The organism is Paraburkholderia sp. BR14320 (genome assembly GCF_040948665.1).
GTDB classification, from domain to species: Bacteria; Pseudomonadota; Gammaproteobacteria; order Burkholderiales; family Burkholderiaceae; genus Paraburkholderia; species Paraburkholderia youngii.
Map to the genome: position 1 here is coordinate 1 of NZ_JBFPKG010000130.1, position 4,085 is coordinate 4,085.

The following is a 4,085-nucleotide window of genomic DNA, read 5'->3' on the forward strand; positions in this document are numbered from 1 at the left end:
GCGTGTCGGGCCAGTCCCAGACTTACAGCGATGCGTACCTCGAACTGATTTTCACGTTCTACCGCCTGTTCAACTGGGGCATGCGGCAGATCACCGGCCATATGCAGGAATTCTGGGCGCTGCGCGGGCTGGATATCGCGGTGCCGAGCTTCGGGTTGCTCAGCGAGCGGTTTCGCGCGCTTGAGACTCAGGTCAAACAGCGCTGCCAGCGCGTCGCCGATTACCTGTCCAGAGGCGAGGCGATCAGTTTGATCGTCGACAGCAGCGGGATGAAGTTTGGCCGGGCCAGCGAATGGCATCGCCAGAAGTACGGCCGCGACGGGTTCTGTCGCAGTAAGAGCGAGAGGTCGGCCAAATCCGATATGGTATGGACTCCTTATCCAGCCAGTGAATAGAATTGCTGCGCGGGAGTTTGACCAACGCCGCCGTCGTTCAATTGCCCCTTGACGATCATGTGCATGATTTCGATGCCACCCAGGAGAATGCGGGCGCAACGAAATTTCTTGAACCCGAGCATCGGGCGGGTCCGGCGCTTGATCGCGCGGTGGTCCTGCTCGACGATGTTATTCAGATACTTTTCTGGCGGACCTTGATCGGCACCTCCCGCGGGGCGTTGATCGCCTGCAAGGCAGCCAGATTCGATCCACTCCTGTCGATCGTCACGGTCTCGGGTTCGCCATTCTGGTCGATTGCCTTTTCGAAATAGGCCCGGGCCGCAGCCTTGTCCCGTCGGGCTCGCAGCAGAAAATCAACGGTGTTGCCTGCCTTGTCGACAGCCCGGTAGAGATACCGCCACTCACCCCTGATTCGAATGTAGGTCTCGTCCATCCTCCAGCTCCTGCCGACTGTCCGTTTGCACCGTCGAAACGCCTTCTCCAGGACGGGCAACAGTTTGAGTGCCCAACGATGAACGGTCGAATGAGCGACCGCAATCCCGCGCTCGGCCATCATCTGTTCGAGATGACGCAGGCTCAGCGGATAGGCCACGCACCACCGAACGCACAGCAACATCACGTCCAGCGGGTAATGCAACCGTTTGAGTACTTTTGCCACACCTGGCCTCAGCTTCTCGGTCATCGATCAAGTCACCCATTAAGGCCCGTCAGCATACCAGACTGCCTTATTGCGACAGATCCGGTCATCTTACTCGACCGCCCTTGACAACGTGACAACGCCCAGAAAACCCCCAACCAGTTGTTCGCCCCTCGGGCGCATCACTTCGTCGTGCGCATCTTGCCATGCAGGGCCCTTCATGCATCATTGGCACCTTCAACGGGCAACCGCTGAAATCCCCCCGAAATCCGCAACCAGTTGCAGGAGGAAGATGAAGTGGACCGCAATTCGTGGAACCCGTGGGACATCGAACGATTCAGTCAGGCCTACGCGGAGCTGCTCGAACAGCAGGTGCGACAGGAGCAGCCCCCCTCCCACTCTCGGTCAGGGTCGCCAGCGCATGGATCCGCGCAGCCGGCGGAAGTGATGCAGGGCTTGAAGGACTTGCAGCTTGAGCGGGGAAGTAGGGCAAGCGAACCGGTCGTCTGCCGAATCTCTTATGCAAAAAAAACAGTTATTTACAATCAGGAGGACAAAGCATTCGTTGAAAGCTATATTGACAGCCGACGGCGACGACCGGGTGGCTGGTCTCTGGAGGTGCGTGTTGACGCCCTGGCAAGGTTGAGTAATGCATGCCCGGGTTTCGCGGGCCGACTTGGCGACCCCGAACTTGACGAGATCGCCCGGAATATCGACTCGAAAGGAGAGGTACAGTGGGCCTTGGAAGATGCGCGTAGATTTGGAAACAGTCGTCCATGCGAACAAGATCAGGCTCTTATTGATTTCGTTGCAAATTCGACAGGTCCGACAAATTCTACATTTGCGGGTACCGTTCGCAACTTTAGCGCGTGGCTGAGACGCAGTGGCCGGCCGGCAATCAATGGGCGCATCGACGCGTTGGATGCTGACGTTGGTACGTATGCTGCTGCAACGGGTACGAAGGGCCAGAATTTGATAAGAATACTCCGCGTACTGCAGAAGGAGATGGGCTCGTCAGCTCCATACAAGGAAGATGAGGCGCTTTCGGAAATTTTTTACGACCCGCCGTCACCGTACAAGTATAGCGATGAAACGGCTTATAGGTACGCAAACGGCATTCGCCAGTTCAGTTCCTGGCTAAAAAAGAACAAGCTTCCGGCAATTAACGGGCGTCTGGGTCCCAAGCAATCGGATGCGTTGTACGAGCATCTCAACCGGTCCTCCGCGGACCTAAACAAAAACTTGCGAAGTTCAAAACAGGCGCTTGTTGCACTGCGCCGCATGGGTGTCGGGCAGGGCGCACCCGATCAGCCTGCAGGAAGCTCCCAGCCCTTCCATACTCCAGATGAGGTCTGGCCTGGATGGCAGGAAGCGCTCGGGACCTTCTCAAACGAACAGTATGACCGGGCAGAGGCTGCTCAAAGTCCTCCCGGTTCCTCCTTTTTCCGCGGCCTGAGTCCGTGGGAGGGGTACAACCGCCCCGAGGAGTCCGGTTCCACCTTTGCCGGTCTTTCGCCGCTCGGTTACGGGGTGGCTTACGGCAGCCGCGCGTTCGATCCGGATACCCCGCAGTCGGTCGTCGGACCCTCGCACGCAGCAGATCCGGAAATTGTCGAGGTGGATAGCTATCGGTCTCCCCAGGGCCCCATCAGTGGCGTTGCCCAGAGATTAGCTGGCGACCCCTGGTTGTGGGACAGCGATCTCGTCACCTATACCGAGGTGCTGACACAGCAACTGCAGGGGCAACCTCATGCGCACTTGCTCAGTTTTGTCGATCCGCAGCAGGTCCGTCTGCTGACCGAGGGGAATCCGCAGCAGCAAATGAGTGTTCTGGCCCGCATTGCTGGCCCGGATTCCCCGCCGATCCTGTTCCTGCCCGTGAACGTGGGCAACCTCCACTGGTCACTGCTCGTGGTGAACAGGACGTCAGGGCAGGCTTTCCACTACGATTCGACGGTGCCACCGCAGCGCGCCCGTCGCGCCACCGGTACCGCCCAATTCCAGCAGGCAGCGCAGGTGGCGGCGGTCCTGGGGGCAAGGGCGCCCGTGGGCACGCCCATCGTGCCGCAGCCGGACCAGGATGCCTGTGGTTACCATGTGCTGAGTGGAATCGAGACACTGGCGCGCAGGTTTATCAGTGGCGAGGCATTACAGCGCGGGGGCATGGATCTGAGCGACATTCAGCCGGACCGGCAACATGTCATCAGTGTATTGACGCAGGCCGAGCGATTCAGGGCTGAAATCGCGCGGCCGCAACGGCCGCGACAGGTGCCTGACGGTGGCGACCAGTCGGCGTCAGGCTCTTACCCCGATATCAGCCATTTGGTTGGCGACTGGCAACACGGCAATCAGCGCGCCTCGAGTATGCTCGTCAACATGCTGGAGAACCAGGGCTTGATGCCAAGCCCTTACGTGCCCCAGACATACATGCTTATTCACGGTCAGCGCTATATGGCCTCCTTGTACGGAAACGAGGTCTGGCTCACGCAGACCTTGAACCTCGGCTGACAACTGATCTTCGTCGTCGAGATGGAAGTAGCGTGCGACCTCATCGGCCGACATGGCGCCGGGATACTGACCGTAGCGTTCGCGCTGGGTAGGCGTGAGAAAACTGACAGGCATACCGCTCCTCGCCGGTCGATTGCACAAACGTTCGTTTGCGCAAGAAAACGCCGGACTCGACCGAATCGGCATTTGCGCCGTGCGCAAATATATTGCACAATTGCAACGAATGGCAACTGGTTTACGAGATGCTGGCCATACCCTTGGAAAGGAGACGCCCTGAGGCCATGAAACTCGGCTATGCTCGTGTCTCGACTACCGATCAGGACAACGCCACCCAGCTTGCTGCACTCAGAAAAGCCGGTTGCCGACGCATATTTGAAGAAAAGGCTTCCGGCGGCGTTGGGATCGCCCTGAGTTGCAACGGCTTTGTTCAGCAGGGTAGGCCCGCAGTTGGTTGCGGAGGCAACTAGAGCTTTTTGACGCAAACGGCCTTGCCGAAGCTGTTCCACAGATTCACGAGGTTCGCGATAATCACGCCCTCGCGCTGC

Annotated in this window: 3 protein-coding genes and 1 pseudogene; 3 read left to right on the forward strand and 1 reads right to left on the reverse strand. The window is 58.8% G+C overall.

Annotation, left to right across the window (positions count from 1 at the left end):
* Positions 1–395, forward strand: a 395-nt coding sequence (locus AB3X89_RS38975) for a transposase (RefSeq protein WP_368587911.1), incomplete at its 5' end; no start/stop codon positions are given.
* On the opposite strand, the gene AB3X89_RS38980 is transcribed toward AB3X89_RS38975, so the two are convergent.
* Positions 377–1,077 (reverse strand): IS6 family transposase gene (locus AB3X89_RS38980; protein ID WP_368587912.1). Its coding sequence is split into 2 segments (ribosomal slippage): positions 377–579 and positions 579–1,077, totalling 702 coding nucleotides; the frame shifts between segments, so codons are not numbered across the junction. The genes AB3X89_RS38975 and AB3X89_RS38980 overlap by 19 nt on opposite strands.
* Positions 1,078–1,329: 252 nt before the next feature.
* On the opposite strand from AB3X89_RS38980, the gene AB3X89_RS38985 reads away from it, so the two are divergent.
* Positions 1,330–3,540, forward strand: coding sequence for a Ulp1 family isopeptidase (locus AB3X89_RS38985; protein WP_368587913.1), 2,211 nt, complete (start codon positions 1,330–1,332; stop codon positions 3,538–3,540).
* 281 nt (positions 3,541–3,821) lie between these two features.
* Positions 3,822–3,932 (forward strand): annotated as a pseudogene (locus AB3X89_RS38990) (recombinase family protein); the annotation flags it as partial.
* Between the last annotated feature and the right edge of the window lie 153 nt (positions 3,933–4,085).